This window comes from Candidatus Pseudothioglobus sp. Uisw_016, from assembly GCF_048087635.1.
In the GTDB taxonomy this organism is placed as follows: domain Bacteria; phylum Pseudomonadota; class Gammaproteobacteria; order PS1; family Pseudothioglobaceae; genus Pseudothioglobus.
Window position 1 is genome coordinate 1,473,690 of record NZ_CP159806.1, and the last position, 23,214, is coordinate 1,496,903.

Genomic DNA, 23,214 nt, shown 5'->3' on the forward strand with positions numbered 1-23,214 from the left:
TTAAAAATTAAATTATAATATATCTATTATTTTGGATTAAATAGTTATTATGCCTACTCTTGATAGTTTCGATCATAAGATTCTTACACTTCTTCAAAGTGATGGTCGAATGACCGTTACTGAATTGTCAAATCAAATTGGGTTATCTAAAACGCCTTGTTTAAATCGTATTAAAAAATTAGAGACGTCAGGTTATATCAAAGGCTATAAGGCTATTATTGATCATGAGTTAGTTGAGAATAACCATATTGCATTTGTTCAAATTAAGATGAATGACACAAAAACAGCTGCACTGAATTCATTCAATAGAGCAATTAAAGAGATATCAGAAGTAGAGCAATGTCATATGATTGCTTCAAATTTCGATTATTTATTGAAAGTTAGAACGGAAAATATGGAGAGTTATCGAAAGGTTTTAGGTGAAAAAATTTCATCACTACCAAATGTTCAGCATAGCTCAACCTTTGTAGTTATGGAAGAAATAGTAACCAGCGCTTATAGCTAGAACTAGCTTAGCTTCGCTTTAATTAATTGGGAGACATCGCCCATATCAGCTTTACCATCAAGCTGACCTTTAAGAACGCCCATTAACTTACCCATGTCTTTCATAGAGTCAGCTCCTGTTTCAGAAATAGCTTTAATAACTGCAGCTTCAACTTCATCTCTACTTAGCTGCTTTGGCATGTAGTTATTTATAATTAAAAGCTCTGCTTCTTCAATATCAACTAAGTCAGTTCTTCCAGCATCTGAAAATTGTGATATGGAATCCTTACGCTGCTTGACCATTTTTTGAATAACAGATAAAGCCTGCTCATCAGTCAATTCAATGCGCTCATCTATTTCTTTTTGTTTGATTGCCCCAAGAATCATACGAATTGCTTTGAGGGCTTCTTTGTCTTTAGCCTTCATTGCTAACTTCATATCGTTAGTAATGAGTTGTTTTAGCTGTGACATATTTAGATTTACTTTTGCACTATAAATAGTGATTAGTACATACGTTTACGGTGAATACGATTTTTTGACATTTCTTTATGAGTTCTTTTAACTGCAGCAGCTTTTTTGCGCTTATTAACCCACGTAGGCTTCTCAAAATACTCCTTTTTCCTAACATCTGTAATAACACCGGCTCTATCACAAAGACGTCTAAAACGACGAAGTGCAATATCAAATGGCTCGTTCTCTCTTACTTTAATTGCTGGCATATAGTAATTCCTTTATGATTCTTTTTTTGTCGCTTTAGCTTTAGTTTCTTTTTTAGGTGCAGCAGCTTTAGTTTCTTTTTTAGGTGCAGCAGCTTTAGTTTCTTTTTTAGGTGCAGCAGCTTTAGTTTCTTTTTTAGGTGCAGCAGCTTTAGTTTCTTTCTTAGGTGCAGCAGCTTTAGTTTCTTTCTTAGGTGCAGCAGCTTTAGTTTCTTTCTTAGGTGCAGCAGCTTTAGTTTCTTTCTTAGGTGCAGCAGCTTTAGTTTCTTTCTTAGGTGCCTCAACAACAACATCTTCTTGACCTTCAAAATCAACTAATTGAACTAATGCCATTGGAGCTTTATCGCCCGTACGAAAACCTGCTTTTAAAATACGTATATATCCACCTGGACGGTCATGATAAAAAGGACCCAATTGCGTAAACAACTTAGCAACCATTGCATCATCTCTTAGTTTAGAGAAAATATGACGACGATTAGCAACGCTATCTGCCTTGGCTCTTGTGATTAACGGCTCAATAACACGCCTTAATTCTTTCGCTTTAGGAAGTGTTGTTTTAATTGTTTCATGCAGAATTAATGAATTGGCCATATTCTTAAACATGGCTTTTCTATGCGATGAATTTCTATTTAATTGTCTACCTGACTTTCTGTGTCTCATTATTTTTCCTTATTCACTCATTAAGTCAACTGGTGGCCAGTTTTCAATCTCTGTACCAAGCTCTAAATTTTTCTCAGTCAAAACTTCTTTAATTTCATTAAGTGACTTACGACCCAAGTTTGGAGTTCTAAGTAGGTCTTGCTCTGATTTTTGAATCAAGTCACCAATATAATAGATTTGTTCGGCTTTCAAACAGTTTGCAGAGCGCACTGTTAGTTCAAGCTCATCAACAGCCGATAAATACATTGGAGGGAAGTCATCTGAAGTTGGTTGTGGCTCTTCTTCGATTACTGGCTCTAACTCAACAAATGACGATAGCTGATCTTGAAGAATTGTAGCAGCTCTCTTAACAGCATCTTCAGCGTTAACTGAACCATTAGTTTCAATAACGATATTCAGCCTATCTAGATTCACTTTTTGCTCAACTCTTGCAGACTCAACTGTAAAACTAACTCTTTTGACTGGAGAAAAACTTGCATCTAATTGAATACTTCCAATTGTTTCAGAATCAACTGATCTAGCGACAGCAACATCATAACCAACACCAGTTCCAATAACAACAGTCATTCTAATTTTTCCACCTTCATTAACAGTGGCTATTACTTTCTCGGGATTAAATACAGAAACATCTGTACCATTTGCCTCAATATCTGCAACTGTAAGTTCACATGGACCTTGTTTTTCAATAATAACTGTAGCGCTATCACTTGAATTTAGGCCAATAGAAGCTTCTTTAAGATTGAGAAGTATATCTAGAACGTCTTCTTGAACACCTTCAATCGTTGAAAATTCATGCATTACACCATCAATTGCGACTTCTGTGATCGCAGAACCAACCATAGAAGATAATAATGTTCTTCTAATTGAATTTCCTAAAGTATGGCCAAAACCTCTTTCAAAAGGCTCTAGAACAACACGATATTCGTTTTTAGACAACTCAACTGAATCTACTAGTTTTGGTTTTAGAAAATCTCTTGCACTTCCTTGCATATTTAATTCCTATTTAGAATACAATTCAACGATTAATTGCTCTGAAATATCTGAAGATAATTCATCGCGAGCAGGTACATTTTTAAAAACACCTTTCAATGCTTTGTTATCAACATCCAACCACTCAGATAATCCACTCTGACCAGAAATTTCAAGTGCTAGTTGAATTCTGCTTTGTTTTTTTGCTTTTTCTCGGACAGAGATTTCATCATTTGCACTAACTTGGAAAGAGGGTATATTAACTAATTTTCCATTTACTACAATTGACTTATGAGACACTAACTGTCTAGCTTCTGCACGAGTAGAGGCGAAACCCATTCTGTAAACAACATTATCCAGGCGACACTCAAGAAGTGATAATAAATTTTCACCCGTTGGTCCTTTTTTTGCACTAGCTTTTTTATAGTAAAGACTAAACTGCTTTTCTAAGACACCATAGATACGTCTAACTTTTTGCTTTTCACGAAGTTGTAAACCATATTCACTGCCTTTTTGACGACGCGCGTTTGCACCATGTACTCCAGGAAGTTGTGTTAATTTACATTTAGAATCGATAGATCGAATTCCACTTTTAAGCTCTAAGTCAACACCTTCACGGCGAGCTAGCTTACATGTAGGACCTGTATATCTTGCCATAATTTATCCTTATACTCTACGTTTCTTAGAAGGACGACAACCATTATGAGGTATAGGCGTCACATCTGTTATTGATTGAATTTTTAACCCTTGTGCATTCAAGCCTCGAATAGCAGAGTCACGACCTGGGCCTGGACCTTTAACTCGAACTTCTACATTTTTCATTCCAAAAGCTTGTGCTTTTTCACCGCAATTACCAGCAGCGACTTGTGCAGCAAACGGAGTAGACTTTCTAGAACCTCTAAAACCCGCACCACCTGAAGTTGCCCAACATAGTGTGTTGCCGTGACGATCTGTAATCATCACAATAGTGTTATTAAAAGTTGCATGAATATGTGCAATACCGTCAGAGACGATTTTCTTAGACTTCTTTTTAACTGTTTGCTCTTTTGCCATAGTAACTATATGCCTTAATTATTTGATTAAACGACGCGGACCCTTTCGAGTTCTAGCGTTTGTTTTAGTTCTTTGACCGCGTAAAGGTAATCCCTTTCTATGGCGAATACCACGATAGCAGCCTAAATCTCTAAGACGCTTTATATTCATAGCAACTTCACGACGCAAGTCCCCTTCAACTTCAAATTGAGAGATTGCTGTACGAATTGACTCTAACTGATCTTCAGTTAATGCAGATACCTTCGTACTCGTCTCTAACTTTAGTGTTTTACAAATTAACTTTGATCTAGTTTCTCCAATACCAAAAATTGATTGTAAACCAATTACAATATGCTTGTTTGTTGGAATATTTATGCCTGCAATACGTGCCATATACTCTACCTATGCCTCAAAAAATTATATTTTTGAATGGATATTTCCATTCAAAATTTTAAAGTTGAAAAATCGTGCAATTTTACTTTGTAAATCAACGTCTGTCAATGTAATCAACCTTGTCTTTGTTTATGGCGAGGTTCTTTACATATGACACGAATCACTCCATGTCTCTTAATAATTTTGCAATCCTTGCAAATTTTTTTCACTGATGCTCTTACTTTCATAACTTACCCTTACTTTAAATTTGCTTTACGCATTAAACCATCATATTGATTAGACATCATATGAGATTGCGCTTGTGCTATAAAATCCATTACTACAACTACGATAATCAAAAGACTAGTACCACCAAAGTAGAACGGAACATTCCAATATAAAATTAAAAACTCTGGAAGTAAGCATACTGCTGTTATGTAAATAGCTCCCACTGCTGTTAACCTGGAAGTAACGGCGTCGATATAGTCTGCTGATTGCTGTCCAGGTCTAATTCCTGGAATAAAACCACCTGATTTCCTTAAGTTGTCTGCTGTATCTTTTGCATTAAAAGTTAGAGCAGTATAGAAAAATGTAAAAAAGATAATGGCTGCGCCATAAAAAATTATATACAGAGGTTGTCCAGGTGAAATACTTGACGTAATGTCTGCTAACCAACCCATCCCCTCAGATTGAGAAAACCAACCACCTAAAGTTGCAGGAAATAGAATAATACTCGAGGCAAATATTGGCGGTATTACTCCTGCCATATTGATCTTAAGTGGCAAATAAGAAGTCTGACCGCCGACCATTTTTCGTCCCTGTTGTCTCTTTGCATAATTAACTGCAATTCTTCTTTGCCCACGCTCCATGAAAACAACAAAGGCCATAACTAAAACAACCATTGCTAGCATTAATACTACGACAAATACACTTAATTCTCCAGTACCTACCATACTAAGTGTGTTTCCAAATGAAGAAGGTAATCCTGCAACAATACCCGCAAAAATTATCATCGAGATTCCGTTTCCAATTCCTTTTTCACTAATCTGTTCTCCAAGCCACATCAAGAATAAAGTACCAGTAGTTAATGTAACTACTGTAACAAAACTAAATGTTAGACCAGGATTTGTAACTAACGCAACACCGCCACCTGATTGAGACTGAAGCGCAATTGATACACCATAAGATTGAAACACCGCTAAAAGAACTGTACCCATTCTAGTATATTGAGTAATCGTTCTTCTTCCTCGATCACCTTCTTTTTTAAGCTGTTCAAATTTTGGAACAACTGAAGTCATCAAGTTCATGATAATGGAAGAAGAAATATAAGGCATAATTCCAAGCGTAAATATCGATAAGCGCTCTAACGCGCCGCCTGAAAACATATTCATCATTCCTAATATGCCAGTTCTATTATCTTCAACGAGAGAGGCAAGCGCAGTCTGCGATATAAATGGAATCACAATATGCGTTCCAAGTCTGAAAACGATTAAAGCACCGACTAGGTATAGGATGCGTTTTAATAGATCTTCACTCATCTCATTACTCGCTTATGGTTCCTTTTGCAGCTTCAATAGCTGCCTTAGCACCTTTAGTTGGCTTAATTCCAACTAAGTTAATAGCGCGATTGATTTCACCTGACAGCATAACCTTAACTCTTAATATATTTTTAGTCACAAGGTTGTGCTTCTTAAGAACATCAATATTGATGTCAGTTTCAGTTAACTTATCAAGTTGAGATAAAGTTACCTGGGAAGTTATTATAGAAACCCTTGATGAAAAGCCAACCTTAGGCAATCTTCTTTGAAGTGGCATCTGACCACCTTCAAAACCAACCTTAGAAAATCCACCAGAACGTGATTTTTGACCTTTGTGGCCCCTGCCAGCAGTTTTACCCATTCCAGAACCTATGCCTCTTCCAACACGCTTTCTGCTAGTTTTTTCGCCTACTGCAGGCTTCAAAGTATTTAAATTCATTATTTAACCCTCTACTTTTAATAAGTAAGACACTTTATTAATCATGCCTCTTACTTCCGGCGTGTCTTCAAGAACAACCGTATGGTTAATTCTTTTTAATCCTAAACCAGTTACTGTGGCGCGATGCTTAGGAAGACGCCCATAAAAACTTTTAACTAATGTCACACTTACTGTTGGCTTTGTAGATGAAGCTTTTTTAGTAGGTGCTTTTTTTGTTTCAACTACATTAGTAGCCTCAACTTTCTTATCAGCAACTTTTTTAGGAGCTGCTTTTTTAGGAGCTGCTTTTTTAGGGGCTGCTTTGATATCTACTTTTTTCTCAGCCATCAGACCTCTCCAGTAATTTGTTCAACTGTTTTGCCGCGCTTTGCAGCAACTATTTGTGGCGATGACATTTGAGTTAAACCTTCAACAGTTGCCCTAACAACACTAATTGGGTTACGAGTACCATTACACTTTGCCAAAATATTATGCACACCAACTGCCTCTAAAACACTACGCATTGGTCCGCCAGCAATCACACCTGTACCTTCAGATGCCGGCTGCATATAAACTTTAGCAGCTCCAACAGATGATGTAATAGGGTAGTGCAATGTTCCATTTACTAATGGGACTGGCTTCATTGCTCTTTTAGCTTTTTCCATTGCTTTTTGAATAGCTAAAGGAACTTCACGCGCTTTTCCAGTTCCATACCCAACTTTTCCGTTTCCATCACCAACTACCACTAGAGCAGAAAAACCAAAAATTCTACCGCCTTTAACAACTTTCACTACGCGTCGAATATTAACCAGCTTTTCGATGAATTCGCTTTCTTCTTTATAATTATTTCTTTTATTATCAGCCATTCTTTAAACCTTAAGTTTACTTAATTAAAAATCTAATCCGCCTTCTCTTGCCGCTTCAGCAAGGGCTTTTACTCGTCCGTGATACTTAAATCCAGAACGATCAAATGCGACTTTAGAAACTTTAGCTTTTTTAGCAGCCTTTGCTATCAAATCTCCCACCTTTGAAGCAGCTTCAACATTTCCACCATTCTTCATTTTCAAAGATATGCTTGATGCAGAAGCTAACGTTTTCGTGCCACAACCACTAATAATCTGAGCATATATATGCTGAGAAGATTTGAATACACATAAACGCTCAACATCTCTTTCAGCATGCTTTGCTCTAAATTTTGTTGCTCTTCTTAAACGAGCATCTTTTTTTGATAATTTCATTTAACTACCTTTAATCTATTATTTTTTCTTAGCAGCTTTACGAACAACCTGCTCATCTGTATAGCGAACACCTTTACCTTTATATGGCTCTGGTGGACGGAATGCTCTAATTTCTGCTGCGGCTTGACCAACTTTCTGCTTATCAATACCTTTAACAATAACCTCTGTCTGCGAAGGAGTTTCAACAGAAATACCTTCAGGCAAGTTATAGTTAACTGGGTGAGAAAAACCTAAAGTTAAGTTTAATACTTTACCTTGCGCTTTAGCACGATAACCAACTCCAATTAGGGTTAACTTCTTCTCCCAGCCTTCGGTAACACCTTTAATTAAATTTGCTGTATTTGCTCTTACTGTTCCAGCTTGAGCCCATGCGCCTTTTTGTTCTTTCTTACTCACTTCATTTGGCTCAAAGGTTAATACATTATCGTTATTAGAAACAAGGACTGCTGAATTAACATGCATTGTCATTTCACCAAGTTTTCCTTTGACCGAAATTAATCCTTCAGCTTGGGTAATATTTACGCCTTCAGGGATTGTAATTGGTGCTTTTGCAATTCTAGACATTCTTAATCTCCAATATTATGAAACACTGCACAAAACTTCACCACCAATATTTTGGGCTTTGGCAGCTTGACCTGTCATCACACCTTTTGGTGTTGAAACAATGACAATACCTAAACCATTCATAATTCTTGGCATCTCATCTTTGCTTGCATAATGTCTTAAGCTAGGCTTAGAAATTCTGTTTAAGGATTCAATAACTGGTTGGTCATCAAAATATTTTAATTTTATTACTAACGTTTTGTTAGCAGCTTTATCACCTTCAATAGCAAAAGAAGTAATATAACCTTCGTCTTGCATAACACTGGCAATCGCAGACTTCAAATTTGAAGCTGGGATACTTACTTGATCTTTATTAACTGCTTGTGCATTCCTAATTCTAGTCAACATATCAGCTATTGGGTCAGACATACTCATATTAAACTCCTACCAGCTTGCTTTAGATAATCCAGGAACTTCACCATTCATAGTGCGCTCTCTGAGTTGAGATTTGGCCAAGCCAAATTTACGATAAAACCCATGAGGACGTCCTGAAAGACCGCAACGGTTTCGTTGACGAACAGGTGAAGCATCTCTTGGGAGCGATTGCAATTTAATCACCGCCTGGAAACGATCTTCATCAGAGGTATGAATACTCTTAATAATTTTTTTTAGCTCAAGGCGTTTTTCCTTGAACTTTTCAACCAACTTCGATCGCTTAAGATCTCTATTAATCATAGACTTTTTAGCCATTATTTTCTCCTTTAAATGGAAAATTAAACATCGCCAATAGTTTCTTAGCTTCTTCATCATTTTTTGCGTTGGTAGTGATTGCAATATCCATACCACGTACTTTTGTTACTTTATCAAATTCTATTTCAGGAAACACTATCTGCTCTGTAATTCCCATATTGTAGTTTCCACGCCCATCAAACGATTTATCATTAAGTCCACGAAAATCTCTAATACGAGGTATTGCAACATTCACTAAACGATCTAAAAATTCGTACATTCTTTCTTTTCTCAAAGTAACTTTACATCCAATAGCGTTACCCTCTCTGAGCTTAAAACTAGCTACTGACTTTCTTGCTAAACAAGTCATCGGCTTCTGTGAAGAAATTAGGCCAAGTTCCTCAAGAGCACTTTCTAATATTTTTTTATCACCCAATGCACTACCTAAGCCCATATTGATTGTTATTTTTTCAATCTTAGGAACAGACATTGAATTTGAAACACCTAATTCTTCCTTTAATTTAGGGAGAATTTCATTTTTGTATTGTTCTTGTAATCTAGACACTTATCACCTATTTATTTGTTATATCAAAGTACGGATTCACCGCTCGATTTGTAAAATCTCTCTTTTACACCTTTATCATCAGCCCTAACTCCAATGCGATCTGCCTTCTTTGAAGTTGGGTTATAAATTGCAACATTTGAGATACTTAATGGCATTTCCTTTTCTTCGATGCCACCTTGAATCCCTTCCTGAGGATTAGCACGAACATGTTTTTTGGCAAGGTTTAAACCTTCAACAATAACTTTTGCTCCAAGCACTTTTTTTACAGAACCAATTGAGCCCTTATCTTTTCCTGCAATAACTATTACTTCATCATTTTGCTTAATTTTCATCATTACAGAACCTCTGGTGCAAGTGAAACAATCTTCATAAACTGTGCATTTCTTAATTCACGAGTCACAGGTCCAAAAATACGTGTGCCGATTGGCTCTAACTTAGGATTTAAAAGTACTACAGCATTGTTATCAAAACGAATTCGAGATCCATCACTTCGGCGAACACCTTGAGCTGTTCGAACAACTACTGCATCATAAACATCACCTTTCTTCACTTTACCACGCGGAGATGCCTCTTTTATACTAACCTTAATAACGTCACCGATATTGGCATAACGACGCTTTGAGCCACCTAAAACTTTAATACACATTGCTTTAACACCACCACTATTGTCAGCTATGTGTAATCTTGTTTGCATTTGAATCATATTCTTCTCTCTTAAATGCTACTAGTTAATCAATATTTACAGATTTTTCAACAACTTCTACCAACGCCCAATTCTTTGTTTTCGAAAATGGCTTTGACTCAGAAACTTTTACGACATCACCAAGACCACACTCATTCTTTTCATCATGTGCGTGGACTTTTGTACTGCGCTTAATATATTTTTTATAAATTGGATGACGGACTTTGCGTTCAACTAAAACAGCAATGGTTTTGTCACGACTATTACTAACAACTGTTCCTGTTAGTGTTCTTTCTACTGAATTAGTTTCACTCATGACTTCTTCTCATTAATTATTGTTTTAATTTGGGCAATTGCTTTCTTTGTTTTACTAAGCTTTGATAAATCACTTAACTGCGAAGTACTCTGCTGCATACGCAATTCAAAGTGCTCCTTAAGCAATGTTATAAGCTGATCATTTAACTGAGACTCGTCTTGAGCTCTTAATTCTTTAACATCCATTACATTATTGTCCGTTTAATTACTGTTGTTTTGACTGGAAGTTTTGCAGCTGCTAACTCAAAAGCTTCTCTAGCAACGACTTCATCTACACCCTGCATTTCAAATAACATCTGTCCAGGCTTAATTAACGCAACCCAATATTCAACACTACCTTTACCTTTACCCATTCGAACTTCTAGGGGTTTTTTAGTAATTGGCTTATCAGGAAATACACGAATCCAAATTTTTCCTTGGCGCTTAACATGCCTAGTCATTGCACGACGTGCTGCTTCAATCTGCCTAGCAGTCATTCGACACCTTCCAGTTGCTTGCAGGCCAATATCACCAAAGCTTACATTGTGACCAGCAGCTAAACCGCGATTGCGGTTTTTCATCATTTTTCTAAATTTTGTACGTTTAGGTTGCAACATTTATTAATTCCTTTACTTCTTTACTGTTTGTTTTCCAGCACCACGCTTTGAAACTTCTTCAATAGTGCCTTTATTATGATCTAAGATTTCGCCTTTAAAAATCCATACTTTAATGCCGATAACTCCATACTGAGTATTTGCCCTATAACTACTATAGTCAACGTCAGCTCTAAATGTGTGTAACGGAACACGGCCTTCACGGTACCACTCAGATCGAGCAATTTCAGCACCATTTAATCTACCACTTACCATTATTTTAATTCCTAGAGCACCCAATCTTGTAGCATTACCTAGCACACGCTTTACTGCGCGTCGATACATCACTCGTTTTTCAAGCTGTTGTGCAATGTTCTCAGCAACTAAGCGAGCATCTAATTCTGGTTGCTTAACTTCTTCAATACTAATATGAACTGGAACGCCCATCATTTTTGATACTAGGTTCTTCAACTTCTCAATATCAGCCCCTTTTTTACCAATGACTATTCCAGGTCTAGCTGTATGAATAATAACTTTAGCTGTATTTGATAATCTTTCAATACTAATACGACTTACTGAAGCCGTTGATAATTCTTTAAACAAGAAATCTCGCACAGAAATATCAGACAACAAATATTCAGAATAGTTTTTACTACTGGCATACCACTTTGAATGCCAATCTTTTACAATTCCTAATCTAATGCCTACTGGATTTACTTTTTGACCCATAATTTTTTACTCGCTTACGCCAACACTAATGTGGCTTGATCGTTTAAGAATACGATTCGCTCTACCTTTTGCTCTTGGGCGAATACGTTTCATTGTAGAACCTTCATTTACGAAAATACTACTTACCTTTAGTTCATCTACATCTAATCCATCATTATGCTCAGCATTAGAAATCGCCGAACTTAAAACTTTTTTTACAAGTACCGCAGCTTTTTTATTGCTAAATGTCAGAATACTCAAAGCCTCTTCAACTGGCTTATTTCGAATTTGATCAGCAATTAATCTAACTTTAAAAGGTGAGATTTTTGCGTATTTATGAATTGCTTTAACTTCTATCATGATGTCACCTTATGTCTACGATTTACGGTCACCAGAGTGACTCTTGAATGTTCTTGTTACGGCAAACTCGCCTAATTTATGACCAATCATATTCTCATTAATTGAGACTGGAACATGATTACGACCATTATGTATAGCTATAGTTAGCCCAATCATTTCAGGAACAATAACTGAACGACGCGACCAAGTCTTAATTGGTTTTCTATCGTTGTTATCTTGAGCCTTTAATACTTTCTTGATTAAGTGCTCATCTACAAATGGACCTTTTCTTAGTGATCTTGCCATAATTTCCCTTTAATTTCTGCGACGTACGATAAGTTTATCAGTACGTTTATTGCTTCGTGTTTTGTATCCCTTAGTAGGAGTACCCCAAGGAGAAACTGGATGTCTACCACCACTAGTTTTTCCTTCACCACCACCATGTGGGTGATCGACTGGGTTCATTACTACACCACGAACTGTTGGTCTAACACCTCTCCAGCGTGTTGCTCCAGCCTTTCCTAATTTTCTTAAACTATGTTCAGACTTTGAAACCTGGCCAAGAGTAGCACGACATTCAGCTAGTACTTTTCTAACTTCACCTGAGCGAAGCCTAAGGGTAACGTAGTTACCTTCTTTAGCGACTAGTTGAACTGATGTACCAGCACTTCGAGCAATTTGAGCACCTTTTTGTGGCTTAAGCTCAACACAATGTATTACACTACCAAGTGGGATGTTACTCAAAGGCAAGGTATTCCCAGCTTGAATAGCAACTGAGTTTCCAGAAATTACCTGGTCTCCAGCATTAACGCCCTTCGGTGCAATTATGTATCGTCTTTCACCATCAGCATATAAAACTAAAGCAATATTTGCACTTCTATTTGGATCGTATTCAATTCTTTCTACTGTTGCAGCAATATCATCCTTATTACGTTTAAAGTCGATAATACGATATCTCTGTTTATGACCTCCACCTCTATGCCTAACAGTGATTTTTCCACGGTTATTTCGACCATTTATTCTATTCTTGCTCTCTGTTAAAGCTGCAAAAGGCTTTCCTTTGTGCAAATCTTTATCAACAACACTGACAACATGTCTTCTGCCTGGTGAGGTTGGTTTTCTTTTTATAACTAATGCCATAATAAATTCTCTATGAGGCAGTTGCGTCAATCATCTGACCTTCAGACACTTTAACGACCGCTTTTTTCCAATTAACACGCTGTCCAGCTTTACCTTTGTAAATCTTTCTCTTGCCTTTTACATTCGAAGTAGTAACACCTTCAACAGTAACTCCAAATAATTCTTCAACTGCAGCCTTAACTTCTCTCTTGTTGCTATCAGGTCTGACCTTAAAGATATACTGGTTATTGGCTGATGCTAAAGTAGATTTTTCAGAAACAATCGGCCCTAATAGGACACTTAATATTTTTTCTTTATTCATAACATTGCCTCAACTTTTTTTAACGCAGCTTTTGTCATTACAACATTGTCATAACCAATTAAGCTTACTGGGTCTATACTTTGAGTATCGCAAACACCAACATGGTATAAATTCCTTGAAGACAAGTACAGGTTCTCATCTAGCTCATCTGTCATTAACAAAGCATCCTTAAGGTTTAAGGATTTCATTAGTGACGTAATATTTTTTGTTTTAGGTTCAGTAATTTCAAGATCTGAAACTATCTTTAGGCGATCATTGCGAAGTAGCTCGGAAAATATAACGCTAATTGCGCCTTTGTACATTTTTTTATTAACTTTTTGAGAATAGTTACGAGGCTGAGCAGCAAAGGTTACACCACCACTTCTCCAAATAGGTCCACGTGAAGTACCTGCTCTAGCACGACCAGTTCCCTTTTGTTTCCAAGGCTTTTTTCCACCACCACTTACAGCAGCACGATTTTTTTGTGCTTTAGTTCCACTTCTGCCACCTGACATATAAGCAGTTGTTATTTGATGAACTAATGACTCATTATAGTTCCGACCAAAAATATCATCTGAAACTTCTTGAGAAGTAGATTTGTTCGTTTTTAAATTTAATACTTTTACTTTCATCATTAGACCTTTAAATAACTATTTATTAAGCTTCAGTTTCTTTATCTTGTTCTTTATCTGTTGCAACATCTTCGACAATAGGAGTCTCAACTACTGCTTCCACTGATGCCTCAACAACTGCTTCTTCAACTTCTTCAACTGGAGCAACTTGTTGTTCAGATAGCTGCTTACTTATTTCAGAATTAATTTTGTTCTTTTTATCTGACAAAAATACCCTTACAAAACCATTCTTAGAGCCTGGAATTGCGCCTTTAACTAATAATAGATTACGCTCATTATCAACCCTTAGGATTTCCAAACACTCTTCTGTCACTTGAGCATTACCCATTTGACCGGCCATTTTTTTACCTTTGAATACGCGACCTGGATCCTGACATTGTCCTGTTGAACCAATCGCACGGTGAGAAACTGAGTTTCCATGAGTTGCATCTTGCATACTAAAGTTATGACGCTTTACACCACCCTGAAATCCTTTACCTTTCGATTTACCTGTAACATTTACATAATGCCCAGCACCAAAAAATGAAACATCAAGGTTAGGCATATCAGAAACTTCATTTTCACTAACTCTCATTTCCCAAAGTCCAAGGCCAATTTCTTGAGAAGCTTTTGCGTAATGACCTTTTAATGAACTAGATACGCGACGGATTTTTGCATCGCCTTTTTTATTAGTCTTTTTTCCAGTTGTAACTTGAACAGCATTATAACCATCTGTATCAACAGACTTACTCTGCACTACTCGGTTAGGCTCTATCTTAATGACACTAACAGAAGACGCTGAACCATCATCAGCCATCAAACGTGTCATTCCTAATTTTTTTCCTACTAATGCAATTGCCATTTTATTAATCCTTTCTATTCTATTAGTTAAGTTGGATTTTTACATCAACACCAGCAGCAAGATCCAATTTCATCAATGCGTCTACTGTTTTATCTGTTGGACTAATTACGTCCATCAACCTAACATAAGTTTTAAGTTGGTACTGATCTCTAGCATCTTTATTAACATGCGGAGAAGACAACACAGTAAAACGCTCTGTCTTGGTAGGCAAAGGGATTGGACCCCTTACACTTGCACCAGTTCGTTTCGCTGTTTCTACAATCTCTACGGCAGATTTGTCGATTAATCGATGATCAAATGCCTTTAATTTAATTCTAATATTTTGATTGCTCATTTGCCTATTTACCTTATCTAACTTGTGATACGAAAAAACCGTCGATTATACAAGATATCGACGGCCCTTATTAAACTAATCAACTCGTAATTTTCGAGACGACTCCAGCACCTACTGTGCGTCCACCCTCTCTAATTGCAAATCTTAATCCTTCTTCCATTGCAATCGGAGCTAGTAACTCAATTGACATCTTCACATTGTCACCTGGCATAACCATTTCAACGCCTTTTGGCAGTTCGCATGCACCAGTAACGTCTGTTGTTCTGAAGTAGAACTGAGGACGATAATTGTTAAAGAATGGAGTATGACGTCCACCTTCTTCTTTACTTAAAACATATATCTCTGCTTCAAACTTAGTGTGCGGGTTAATCGTACCTTTTTTAGCAAGTACTTGACCACGCTCAACATCTTCACGCTTCGTACCACGTAGAAGAACACCAACGTTATCCCCTGCTTCACCTGAGTCAAGCAATTTTCTAAACATTTCAACACCTGTACAAGTAGTCAACTGCGTGTCTTTAATACCAACGATTTCAATTTCATCACCAACATTAACAACACCACGCTCGATACGACCTGTTACAACCGTTCCACGACCTGAGATTGAGAACACGTCCTCAATTGGCATTAGGAATGTCTTATCTGTATCACGCTCTGGAGTTGGGATGTATGTATCTAATGCTTCAACTAACTTCATAATTGAAGGAACACCAATATCTGATGTGTCACCTTCTAATGCTTTCAAAGCTGAACCAAAAATCACTGGAGTGTCATCACCTGGGAATTCGTATTCTGTCAAAAGTTCACGGATTTCCATTTCAACAAGCTCTACTAATTCTTCATCATCAACCATATCGGCTTTGTTCATGTAAACAACGATGTAAGGAACACCCACTTGACGAGACAATAGAATGTGCTCACGCGTTTGAGCCATTGGTCCATCAGTTGCAGCAATTACAATAATAGCGCCGTCCATTTGAGCAGCACCTGTAATCATGTTCTTAACGTAGTCGGCGTGTCCTGGGCAATCAACGTGAGCATAGTGACGAGCCGCTGACTCATACTCTACGTGCGCTGTTGAGATCGTGATACCACGCTCTCTTTCTTCAGGAGCATTATCAATATTTGCATAATCCTTAAATTCACCACCGTTCATCTCAGCCATAACCTTAGTAAGGGCTGCAGTTAAAGTAGTTTTTCCATGGTCAACGTGACCAATTGTTCCCACATTTACGTGTGGTTTGGTTCTTTCAAATTTCTCTTTTGCCATTTCTAATCCCCTATTAAGTATTTAATTTTTCAATAACATCTTCAGCAACATTCCTTGGAGCAGCAGTATATTTAGCAAACTCCATAGAGTAATTTGCACGCCCTTGAGACATCGAACGAAGATCCGTTGCATATCCAAACATTTCAGCTAAAGGAACCTCAGCCTTGATTTGCTTACCAGCTGGAGTATCGTCCATAGCACTTACAATACCTCTTCTTCGATTTAAATCACCCATAACATCACCCATATAATCCTCAGGTGTTGATACTTCAACTTTCATCATTGGCTCTAGTAATTGTGGATTAGCAAGTTTAACGCCTTCTCTAACACACATAGAGGCTGCAATTTTAAACGCCATTTCGTTAGAATCGACATCATGGTAAGAGCCATCATAGACAGTAACTTTAACATCAACTAATGGGAATCCAGCAATAACGCCGTTTTGCATTTGCTCTTGAACACCTTTATTAACTGCTGGTACATATTCCTTAGGAATAACACCGCCTTTAATTTCATCAACGAATTCATAGCCGGCACCAGGTTCTTGTGGCTCTATTCTTAGATAAACATGGCCATACTGACCACGACCACCAGATTGTTTTGCAAATTTATGTTCGTGCTCAACAAGCTTAGTAATTGTTTCACGGTACGCTACTTGAGGGGCGCCAACATTACACCCAACATCAAATTCACGCATCATACGATCAACAATAATATCTAAGTGAAGCTCGCCCATACCTGCAATAATTGTTTGCCCAGACTCTTCATCTGTAGAAACTCTAAAAGAAGGGTCTTCATTAGCTAGCTTTCCTAAAGCAATACCCATTTTTTCTTGGTCAACTTTAGTTTTAGGCTCAACTGCAACAGCAATTACTGGCTCAGGGAATTCCATTCTTTCAAGAATAATTTTATCTTTCATGTCACATAGGGTGTCACCAGTCGTAACATCTTTTAGGCCAATAGCTGCAGCAATATCTCCAGCTCTTACCTCTTTAATTTCTTCACGATCATTAGAGTGCATTTGCACAATTCGGCCGATACGCTCTTTCTTGCCTTTAGATGAGTTATATACAAAATCACCTGACTTCAAAACACCAGAATAAACCCTAAAGAAAGTTAGGTTACCAACAAAAGGATCTGTCGCAATTTTAAAAGCTAGAGCTGCAAAAGGCTCATCATCTTTAGGAGGCCTTACTCCTTCTGATTCAGCAGCATCATCTAATATTCCAGTAATAGCATCCACTTCTTCTGGAGAAGGCATATACATTACCATAGCGTCTAGAACAGCCTGGACACCTTTATTTTTAAACGCTGTACCACAGAACATTGGAATAATTTGATTTGCAATGGTTTGAAGACGGATACCTTCTTTAATTTCATCAGGATTCAATTCACCGTCATCAAGGTACTTCTCCATAAGTACTTCGTTAGCCTCTGCTGCAGATTCCATCATGAATTCACGTTTCTCATCTGCAAGATCTTGCAAATTAGCAGGGATATCTTTCACTTCATATGTTGCGCCTTGGTCTTCTTCATTCCAATAAATGGCTTTCATACGGATAAGATCAACTACGCCTTCAAAGGCATCTTCTGCACCAATAGCAATTTGCATCGGAACAGGGTTAGCACCTAATCTTGTTTTAATTTGGTCGCATACACGTAAAAAATCCGCGCCTGCTCGGTCCATCTTGTTAACAAAGCCAATTCTAGGAACGTTATATTTATTTGCTTGTCTCCAAACTGTTTCAGATTGTGGTTCTACACCGCCAACAGCACAAAAAACGGCGCAAGCGCCGTCTAATACTTTTAGTGACCTTTCAACTTCAATCGTGAAATCAACGTGGCCTGGAGTATCAATAATATTAATTCGGTGATCTTCAAACTGACCATCCATTCCTTTCCAGAAACAAGTAGTTGCAGCTGAAGTAATTGTAATACCTCGCTCCTGCTCTTGCTCCATCCAGTCCATTGTTGCACTTCCATCATGGACTTCACCAATTTTGTGAGTACGTCCTGTATAAAGAAGTATGCGTTCAGTAGTCGTAGTCTTTCCAGCATCAATATGTGCCATGATACCAACGTTACGATAACGATTAATTGGAGTAATTCTTGCCATGATTGAGTCCTTAAATTACCAGCGGAAATGAGCAAATGCTTTATTAGCATCCGCCATTCTATGAGTGTCTTCTTTTTTCTTAAATGCAGTACCACGGTTTTGAACTGCATCTAGCACTTCGCCTGCCAACCTAAGCTTCATTCCTTTTTCACCACGCTTTCTTGATGCTTCGATAATCCAACGCATCGCCAAAGCAACTTTACGATCTGATCTTACTTCTACTGGAACCTGATATGTAGAACCACCAACACGGCGAGATTTGATTTCAACTGCTGGACCAATATTTTCAAGAGCTTTTTTAAATGTTTCAACTGGCTCCGCATTTCCTTTAGATTCAATTGTATCTAGTGCATCATAGACAATCTTTTCAGCAACTGATTTTTTACCATCTAGCATTAAAATATTTACAAACTTAGCTAGCACAAGATCATGATACTTAGGATCTGGCAATATTAATCTTTTTGGGGCGGCTCTTCTTCTCATATTAGTCTTCTCTTAATAAATTATGTTTTTGGTTTTTTTGTACCGTATTTTGATCTGCCTTGCATTCTTCCATCTACACCAGTTGTATCTAATGCTCCACGAACAGTGTGGTAACGTACACCAGGTAAATCTTTAACACGACCACCACGAATAAGAATCACCGAGTGTTCTTGTAAGTTATGTCCTTCACCACCAATATAAGTTGTAACTTCAGCAGAATTAGTTAATCTAACGCGAGCAACTTTTCTTAAAGCAGAGTTAGGTTTCTTTGGTGTTGTTGTATAAACTCGAGTGCATACTCCACGTTTTTGCGGGCAGCTGTCCAGCGCTGGGACACCAGTTTTAACAATCTTCTTACTTCTTGGCTTTCTTACCAATTGGTTAATCGTTGACATAAAGGTTTATACTCCAATGTATATTTAATTTTTCGCCCACATAGCGGGGTTAATAAAGCGGGCAATTATACTTTGGTGCTGACTAGAATGTCAATGAATATTAGTCTTTTTTTACTATACTTTCAAAAAATGATGTGCAAGCTGAGTAAAGCATCTCAAAGACCTCATCAAACTTTCCCTCATAATAGGGGTCAGGAACACTAGCACCATAATTTTCTTTGGAATAATTTAATATTAATTCAATCTTTGAATGACTTTCTGAAGGTTGGATTGACTTCAATCTTTCTAAGTTGTCAGAATCCATGGCAATAATGTAGTCATAATAATAAAAGTCACTCTCATGAACGTGCCTCGCTCTCTGGCTTGACAAATCAACGCCATGTTTGATAGCGGCTTGTTGAGACCTTTGATCAGGTGAATTACCTATATGGTATGCGTGAGTCCCAGCGGAATCTATTTCAAAATGTTGAGATTTACTATTTTTTACAACAATTGATCGAAAAGCGCCCTCAGCAGTTGGAGAGCGACAAATATTACCCATACAAACAAACAGAACTTTATTTTTTAATTCCACTGAAATAGCTCAGATAATACAAATGGTAAAAGTTTTCCCATCCCGAGATTATATTTCAATTTGTGCTTAGTTCAAATTTGATTTGCAAGGTTAAAGTTAAGAGAGATCTCCCTTAATTTAAGATTAATACTTTTCTTTTTTGAAGTCGATAATTACATCATAAAAGGATGGATAAAAATTTTCATCAAGGACATACGCTTTAGTATTATTATCCCAAGACTTTATTTCATCAAATCCTCCTCTCAATTGAAGAGAATCCATACTTCCTGAGAACTTAATAGTCTTAGGCTCAACCATATGCCTAATTGGGTTGAACTCAAATGAGACATTTATGTTTCCTTCTTTATCAATTACACCTTCAAAAGTATCATAAGTGCTGATTGCACTCGTATCGAGGTATCGATATTTTCTTGCAACACTAATCTTCCCATCTTTAATTATGAATTGTGCGCTGCCGATATTTTGAATGCCTTTATCTGATTCGTTGGAAAGCAAGAAAGCATAAGATCCATCAAATGAATTAGCTGCCTCGCCAACTTTCTTGGCAGGCTCGATAGGCTTTAGAGCCTTTAGAGGCTTAATCTTGATAATCATGTCAAAATAATCATCAAACTTTCCTTTTATTTGAAGCTCATCCATACTTCCTGAGAATCCTACAAGTCTAGGACTACCCTTACCCTGAAGAGCATTAACTTCAAATGAGGCAATGATATTTCCTTTTGTATCAATATAACCCTTGAAAGTATTATAATATTTTGTTGAACTTGTATCGAGCCATCGAGGTTTTTTTGCAACACTAATCTTTCCATCTAGTATTTCTAATACACCTTTACCAATATCTTTATGACCTTCAGACGGATTAAATCGGCTCAATGTAAATGAATAAGAGCCATCCAAAACATTTGATACCTCCCCCCGTTGCTTTGCAACTCCTTTAGAGCAACTAATTAACCTTTTTGAAACTAGACTTTCAATAATTTCAGGAGGAGAAGGTTGGTCCATCCATTCACAAAGCTGATTATCTGTCCAGTCATCAAAAAGAGCTGCTACTGAGGGGTTACCTAGTCCAATAGATAGCAACAATAGGATGAGTAGCTTATTAATATGAGATATTAACTTCATAGGCTAATCAATTGCCTTTAGGTTAGGATTAATATTAAAGTCAACCTCTTCAACGGATGAACCTCTTCTTATTTCGTCATAATAAACAATTTGTATTGGTGTATCTAGATTATATTTTTGCTTATATTTAGTAACAAAACTTTGATAGATGCCGTATTTAAAAAATATAGATTCTGGCAAATGAAGTCCAGTTGGAGGCTGGTTGATATTAAATTTTATCTTTCCATTAACCCATAGGGACATATTGTTTTTTGCAAAGTCTAGACAGAATGAAATATCTGTCCACTTGCCTTTCATCTCATCCAGTGAAAGAAGTCGAAATTTTAAATCTGTTTGTTTTATGTCAGTTCTAGAGCCATGCAGATAAAGCCAATCAAAATCATAATATCCCTCTTGCGCATGAAACATAAGCACTCCTGGTTGTGATTTGAAACCTTCCATAAATCCTTTTGGACCTCCTTTTTGCTGAATTTGCCCTAGGGCTGTTGGTGAAGAATCCATAGTGACAAAACTATCATCTAACATAATACTAAAAGCCATACATTGTTTACCGACTGGAGGAAGAGGGGATGCGGTAAATTCAACTCTTTGTCTGTCATTCGCACAATCGTCCCAGTCTGTATATGAACCACAGTCACCATCACGGAGCTCAAAACGTTGATACTGATTTCCTCTTCTTGATTTTGGTGAATCATTTAAATACTGAAAGTTATGACTACTCAGTCCGGCCATTGTATTGGAAAGCTGTTTCCAACCTGAATGATTTACAGGATTAATCTCTGTAATTAGACTATTACTTGGCGACGATTTTTGTTCGTTATTATTTTTATCACAGTTAAAAACAAAGTATGTTCCGTCTGCAGAGATACTCCTGACTGGATCACTCCCATCTGGGCAAGACCCGGCATATGCTTGGATTGAGAAAAGGGTTAAGGCTAGAACTAGAAAAACTTTTTTCATGTAAATATTATAATTCACTTTGAACCCTTATTTATCTTTAAAAAATAATCTTTGGCAAAAGTAAATAACCTCAAAATAAATATTCATTAAACAAGTGTTCACATCAGTTTTATTATTAAGAAATAATTATATAACCCATACTTGTTAAATAATATTTATAATCTATCAATACACAACAAAGACCAATTCTACTATGCCTGTGGGTAAATCAATAATCGATATTGCTAAAGACGTCATTCAAACTGAAGCTGATTCTGTTTTAAAACTTAAGGACAGAATTGATCAAAATTTTGATGAGGTTTGCCAAATCCTTAAAAACTGTATGGGAAAAGTGGTTCTAATTGGGATGGGTAAATCAGGCCATATTGCCAAAAAAATCTCTTCCACCCTGGCATCAACAGGGACACCTGCTTTCTATTTACATCCAGCTGAGGCTGGTCATGGCGACCTTGGGATGATTAGTCATGATGATGTGGTTATCATGATTTCCTATTCCGGAGAATCAGATGAGATTATCTCATTACTCCCAGGAATCAAAAGAATGAATGTGCCTATTATCAGCATGACAGGAAATGCTAATTCTTTGATCGCCTCATCAAGTGATTTTCATTTAGATATAAGTGTCGATAATGAAGCATGCCCTAACAATTTAGCGCCAACCTCCAGCACTACCGCAACCTTGGTTATGGGTGATGCAATTGCTGTCTCGCTTATGTCCTTAAATAATTTCACATCAGATGATTTTGCCATGTCTCATCCTTCAGGCTCGCTAGGCAGGAGACTACTAACGCTTGTCTCTAGTATTATGAAATCAGGGGAAGATATACCAAAGGTCACTAAAGAGATGCTGCTTATTGATAGCCTTTTAGTGATGAGTGAAAAGGCACTTGGGATGGTCCTCATTGCTGAAAATGAAAAGCTTGTGGGAATATTTACTGATGGTGACTTAAGAAGGGCTTTAGAGTCTAATATAGATTTTCAGAAATTAACTATTCAAGATGTCATGACTAAAGATTGCAAGTCCATTGAACCACAAGAGCCTGCATTAATCGCAATGCAGTTGATGGAAAAATACAGCTTAAACTCACTGCCAGTTGTTGACTCAAGTAATAATATAGTTGGCGCAATCAACATGCATACCTTGATTCAAGCAAAATTATTTTAGTAAGTTGACCATTACCTTTATAG

Annotated in this window: 38 protein-coding genes and 1 pseudogene; 2 read left to right on the forward strand and 37 right to left on the reverse strand. The window is 37.1% G+C overall.

Annotated features, from left to right (window positions below; all coding sequences use genetic code 11):
* Positions 1-49: 49 nt before the first annotated feature.
* Positions 50-505, forward strand: coding sequence for an Lrp/AsnC family transcriptional regulator (locus tag ABXT69_RS07430; protein ID WP_416677717.1), 456 nt, complete (start codon positions 50-52; stop codon positions 503-505).
* A gap of 2 nt (positions 506-507) precedes the next feature.
* Here ABXT69_RS07430 and ABXT69_RS07435 read toward each other — a convergent pair whose 3' ends face one another.
* The 37 genes and pseudogenes from ABXT69_RS07435 to ABXT69_RS07615 all read right to left on the reverse strand — a co-directional run bounded on the left by ABXT69_RS07435 (position 508) and on the right by ABXT69_RS07615 (position 22,026).
* Positions 508-954, reverse strand: a complete 447-nt coding sequence (locus ABXT69_RS07435; RefSeq protein ID WP_416677719.1) for a GatB/YqeY domain-containing protein — start codon at positions 952-954, stop codon at positions 508-510.
* A 32-nt stretch (positions 955-986) separates the two neighbouring features.
* Positions 987-1,202 (reverse strand): 30S ribosomal protein S21, encoded by a 216-nt coding sequence (gene rpsU, locus ABXT69_RS07440; protein WP_416651608.1) that lies wholly within the window; start codon positions 1,200-1,202, stop codon positions 987-989.
* Between the two features lie 276 nt (positions 1,203-1,478).
* Positions 1,479-1,859 (reverse strand): annotated as a pseudogene (gene rplQ / locus ABXT69_RS07445) (50S ribosomal protein L17); the annotation flags it as partial.
* 9 nt (positions 1,860-1,868) lie between these two features.
* Positions 1,869-2,849 (reverse strand): DNA-directed RNA polymerase subunit alpha, encoded by a 981-nt coding sequence (locus ABXT69_RS07450; RefSeq protein WP_416677721.1) that lies wholly within the window; start codon positions 2,847-2,849, stop codon positions 1,869-1,871.
* Between the two features lie 9 nt (positions 2,850-2,858).
* Positions 2,859-3,485, reverse strand: coding sequence for a 30S ribosomal protein S4 (gene rpsD / locus ABXT69_RS07455; RefSeq protein WP_271537420.1), 627 nt, complete (start codon positions 3,483-3,485; stop codon positions 2,859-2,861).
* A 9-nt stretch (positions 3,486-3,494) separates the two neighbouring features.
* The gene (gene rpsK / locus ABXT69_RS07460; protein WP_416651612.1) at positions 3,495-3,881 is read right to left on the reverse strand and encodes a 30S ribosomal protein S11; all 387 of its coding nucleotides are present in this window, start codon (positions 3,879-3,881) and stop codon (positions 3,495-3,497) included.
* An 18-nt stretch (positions 3,882-3,899) separates the two neighbouring features.
* A complete protein-coding gene (gene rpsM / locus ABXT69_RS07465; protein WP_416677723.1) occupies positions 3,900-4,253 on the reverse strand; it encodes a 30S ribosomal protein S13 in 354 nt (117 codons plus the stop codon).
* 113 nt (positions 4,254-4,366) lie between these two features.
* Positions 4,367-4,480 (reverse strand): 50S ribosomal protein L36, encoded by a 114-nt coding sequence (gene rpmJ, locus ABXT69_RS07470; RefSeq protein WP_020026342.1) that lies wholly within the window; start codon positions 4,478-4,480, stop codon positions 4,367-4,369.
* Between the two features lie 9 nt (positions 4,481-4,489).
* Positions 4,490-5,770 (reverse strand): preprotein translocase subunit SecY, encoded by a 1,281-nt coding sequence (secY, locus tag ABXT69_RS07475; protein ID WP_416677724.1) that lies wholly within the window; start codon positions 5,768-5,770, stop codon positions 4,490-4,492.
* A gap of 4 nt (positions 5,771-5,774) precedes the next feature.
* On the reverse strand, positions 5,775-6,209 hold the full coding sequence (gene rplO / locus ABXT69_RS07480; protein ID WP_416651616.1) for a 50S ribosomal protein L15: 435 nt from the start codon (positions 6,207-6,209) through the stop codon (positions 5,775-5,777).
* Between the two features lie 3 nt (positions 6,210-6,212).
* Positions 6,213-6,536 (reverse strand): 50S ribosomal protein L30, encoded by a 324-nt coding sequence (gene rpmD, locus ABXT69_RS07485; protein ID WP_416677725.1) that lies wholly within the window; start codon positions 6,534-6,536, stop codon positions 6,213-6,215.
* Positions 6,536-7,054: a 30S ribosomal protein S5 gene (rpsE, locus tag ABXT69_RS07490; protein WP_416677727.1), complete on the reverse strand. Its 519-nt coding sequence runs from the start codon at positions 7,052-7,054 to the stop codon at positions 6,536-6,538. Before rpsE ends, rpmD begins: the two co-directional genes overlap by 1 nt.
* A 24-nt stretch (positions 7,055-7,078) precedes the next feature.
* A complete protein-coding gene (rplR, locus tag ABXT69_RS07495; RefSeq protein ID WP_271537433.1) occupies positions 7,079-7,426 on the reverse strand; it encodes a 50S ribosomal protein L18 in 348 nt (115 codons plus the stop codon).
* An 18-nt stretch (positions 7,427-7,444) separates the two neighbouring features.
* Positions 7,445-7,990, reverse strand: a complete 546-nt coding sequence (rplF, locus tag ABXT69_RS07500; RefSeq protein WP_416651619.1) for a 50S ribosomal protein L6 — start codon at positions 7,988-7,990, stop codon at positions 7,445-7,447.
* A 15-nt stretch (positions 7,991-8,005) separates the two neighbouring features.
* Positions 8,006-8,404, reverse strand: coding sequence for a 30S ribosomal protein S8 (gene rpsH / locus ABXT69_RS07505; protein WP_416651621.1), 399 nt, complete (start codon positions 8,402-8,404; stop codon positions 8,006-8,008).
* A 9-nt stretch (positions 8,405-8,413) separates the two neighbouring features.
* A complete protein-coding gene (gene rpsN / locus ABXT69_RS07510) occupies positions 8,414-8,719 on the reverse strand; it encodes a 30S ribosomal protein S14 (protein ID WP_416651622.1) in 306 nt (101 codons plus the stop codon).
* Positions 8,712-9,263: a 50S ribosomal protein L5 gene (rplE, locus tag ABXT69_RS07515; RefSeq protein ID WP_416677729.1), complete on the reverse strand. Its 552-nt coding sequence runs from the start codon at positions 9,261-9,263 to the stop codon at positions 8,712-8,714. The genes rpsN and rplE overlap by 8 nt, the downstream gene beginning before the upstream one ends.
* A 23-nt stretch (positions 9,264-9,286) precedes the next feature.
* Positions 9,287-9,598 (reverse strand): 50S ribosomal protein L24, encoded by a 312-nt coding sequence (rplX, locus tag ABXT69_RS07520; RefSeq protein WP_416651625.1) that lies wholly within the window; start codon positions 9,596-9,598, stop codon positions 9,287-9,289.
* Positions 9,598-9,966, reverse strand: coding sequence for a 50S ribosomal protein L14 (rplN, locus tag ABXT69_RS07525; RefSeq protein ID WP_271537442.1), 369 nt, complete (start codon positions 9,964-9,966; stop codon positions 9,598-9,600). The genes rplX and rplN overlap by 1 nt, the downstream gene beginning before the upstream one ends.
* Positions 9,967-9,991: 25 nt before the next feature.
* Complete coding sequence (gene rpsQ, locus ABXT69_RS07530; protein WP_416651627.1) at positions 9,992-10,261, reverse strand: 30S ribosomal protein S17; 270 nt, start codon at positions 10,259-10,261, stop codon at positions 9,992-9,994.
* Entirely contained in the window at positions 10,258-10,446 is a 189-nt protein-coding gene (gene rpmC, locus ABXT69_RS07535; protein ID WP_416677730.1) for a 50S ribosomal protein L29, read from the reverse strand. The genes rpsQ and rpmC overlap by 4 nt, the downstream gene beginning before the upstream one ends.
* The gene (gene rplP, locus ABXT69_RS07540; RefSeq protein WP_271537445.1) at positions 10,446-10,856 is read right to left on the reverse strand and encodes a 50S ribosomal protein L16; all 411 of its coding nucleotides are present in this window, start codon (positions 10,854-10,856) and stop codon (positions 10,446-10,448) included. Before rplP ends, rpmC begins: the two co-directional genes overlap by 1 nt.
* Before the next feature lie 12 nt (positions 10,857-10,868).
* Positions 10,869-11,561 carry a 30S ribosomal protein S3 gene (gene rpsC / locus ABXT69_RS07545; protein WP_416651631.1) on the reverse strand — a complete coding sequence of 231 codons (693 nt, stop codon included), beginning with the start codon at positions 11,559-11,561 and terminating at the stop codon, positions 10,869-10,871.
* Between the two features lie 6 nt (positions 11,562-11,567).
* Positions 11,568-11,897, reverse strand: a complete 330-nt coding sequence (rplV, locus tag ABXT69_RS07550; protein WP_271537475.1) for a 50S ribosomal protein L22 — start codon at positions 11,895-11,897, stop codon at positions 11,568-11,570.
* Between the two features lie 18 nt (positions 11,898-11,915).
* A complete protein-coding gene (rpsS, locus tag ABXT69_RS07555; protein WP_271537450.1) occupies positions 11,916-12,185 on the reverse strand; it encodes a 30S ribosomal protein S19 in 270 nt (89 codons plus the stop codon).
* A gap of 9 nt (positions 12,186-12,194) precedes the next feature.
* Positions 12,195-13,019: a 50S ribosomal protein L2 gene (gene rplB / locus ABXT69_RS07560; protein WP_416677731.1), complete on the reverse strand. Its 825-nt coding sequence runs from the start codon at positions 13,017-13,019 to the stop codon at positions 12,195-12,197.
* A gap of 10 nt (positions 13,020-13,029) precedes the next feature.
* The gene (gene rplW, locus ABXT69_RS07565) at positions 13,030-13,320 is read right to left on the reverse strand and encodes a 50S ribosomal protein L23 (RefSeq protein ID WP_416677733.1); all 291 of its coding nucleotides are present in this window, start codon (positions 13,318-13,320) and stop codon (positions 13,030-13,032) included.
* Positions 13,317-13,931 carry a 50S ribosomal protein L4 gene (gene rplD, locus ABXT69_RS07570; protein ID WP_416679584.1) on the reverse strand — a complete coding sequence of 205 codons (615 nt, stop codon included), beginning with the start codon at positions 13,929-13,931 and terminating at the stop codon, positions 13,317-13,319. Before rplD ends, rplW begins: the two co-directional genes overlap by 4 nt.
* Before the next feature lie 25 nt (positions 13,932-13,956).
* On the reverse strand, positions 13,957-14,772 hold the full coding sequence (rplC, locus tag ABXT69_RS07575; RefSeq protein ID WP_416677734.1) for a 50S ribosomal protein L3: 816 nt from the start codon (positions 14,770-14,772) through the stop codon (positions 13,957-13,959).
* Positions 14,773-14,794: 22 nt separating this feature from the next.
* The gene (gene rpsJ / locus ABXT69_RS07580; protein WP_271537458.1) at positions 14,795-15,106 is read right to left on the reverse strand and encodes a 30S ribosomal protein S10; all 312 of its coding nucleotides are present in this window, start codon (positions 15,104-15,106) and stop codon (positions 14,795-14,797) included.
* Positions 15,107-15,185: 79 nt separating this feature from the next.
* On the reverse strand, positions 15,186-16,376 hold the full coding sequence (tuf, locus tag ABXT69_RS07585; RefSeq protein ID WP_416677538.1) for an elongation factor Tu: 1,191 nt from the start codon (positions 16,374-16,376) through the stop codon (positions 15,186-15,188).
* A gap of 13 nt (positions 16,377-16,389) precedes the next feature.
* The gene (fusA, locus tag ABXT69_RS07590; protein WP_416651636.1) at positions 16,390-18,492 is read right to left on the reverse strand and encodes an elongation factor G; all 2,103 of its coding nucleotides are present in this window, start codon (positions 18,490-18,492) and stop codon (positions 16,390-16,392) included.
* A 15-nt stretch (positions 18,493-18,507) separates the two neighbouring features.
* Positions 18,508-18,975 (reverse strand): 30S ribosomal protein S7, encoded by a 468-nt coding sequence (gene rpsG / locus ABXT69_RS07595; RefSeq protein WP_271537464.1) that lies wholly within the window; start codon positions 18,973-18,975, stop codon positions 18,508-18,510.
* A 20-nt stretch (positions 18,976-18,995) separates the two neighbouring features.
* Entirely contained in the window at positions 18,996-19,370 is a 375-nt protein-coding gene (gene rpsL, locus ABXT69_RS07600) for a 30S ribosomal protein S12 (protein ID WP_271537465.1), read from the reverse strand.
* A 100-nt stretch (positions 19,371-19,470) separates the two neighbouring features.
* The gene (locus tag ABXT69_RS07605; RefSeq protein ID WP_416677736.1) at positions 19,471-19,944 is read right to left on the reverse strand and encodes a low molecular weight protein-tyrosine-phosphatase; all 474 of its coding nucleotides are present in this window, start codon (positions 19,942-19,944) and stop codon (positions 19,471-19,473) included.
* 123 nt (positions 19,945-20,067) lie between these two features.
* Positions 20,068-21,066, reverse strand: coding sequence for a hypothetical protein (locus ABXT69_RS07610; RefSeq protein WP_416677738.1), 999 nt, complete (start codon positions 21,064-21,066; stop codon positions 20,068-20,070).
* 3 nt (positions 21,067-21,069) lie between these two features.
* Positions 21,070-22,026 (reverse strand): heparin lyase I family protein, encoded by a 957-nt coding sequence (locus tag ABXT69_RS07615; RefSeq protein WP_416677739.1) that lies wholly within the window; start codon positions 22,024-22,026, stop codon positions 21,070-21,072.
* Between the two features lie 322 nt (positions 22,027-22,348).
* Here ABXT69_RS07615 and ABXT69_RS07620 point away from each other — a divergent pair, with 322 nt between their 5' ends.
* Complete coding sequence (locus ABXT69_RS07620; RefSeq protein WP_416679585.1) at positions 22,349-23,191, forward strand: KpsF/GutQ family sugar-phosphate isomerase; 843 nt, start codon at positions 22,349-22,351, stop codon at positions 23,189-23,191.
* Positions 23,192-23,214 lie beyond the last annotated feature (23 nt).